The sequence below is a fragment of the Acinetobacter sp. S40 genome (assembly GCF_016624705.1).
In the GTDB taxonomy this organism is placed as follows: domain Bacteria; phylum Pseudomonadota; class Gammaproteobacteria; order Pseudomonadales; family Moraxellaceae; genus Acinetobacter.
The window spans coordinates 1-237 of record NZ_JACVTU010000050.1 but is presented as its reverse complement, the minus strand read 5'-3'; the positions used below and the strand labels follow the sequence as shown (position 1 = coordinate 237).

The window sequence follows — 237 nt, the reverse complement described above, 5'->3', positions numbered from 1 at the left end:
ACTTGAATATCAGACAAGTCAAATCCGATGACTTTCTCACTAAAGTTGAAGATGATATCTACAATTTCGTTAGGCGATAATGTGGTATCAGCTGTGGTAATCGTCAAACTCGGTGCAGTGGTATCAATAGTTAAATCAAAAGCAGGACTAGCATTGCCCTTATTTCCGGCCAGATCAACCAAAGCCACTGTTAGCGAATGATTACCTTCGCTCAAATCAGTCGATGGTGTAAAACTC

1 protein-coding gene is annotated in these 237 nt (G+C 40.5%); it reads right to left on the bottom strand.

Annotation, left to right across the window (positions count from 1 at the left end; genetic code table 11):
- A partial coding sequence (locus IAE19_RS16520) for an Ig-like domain-containing protein (protein ID WP_200461979.1) occupies nt 1-237 on the bottom strand: 237 nt, incomplete at both ends.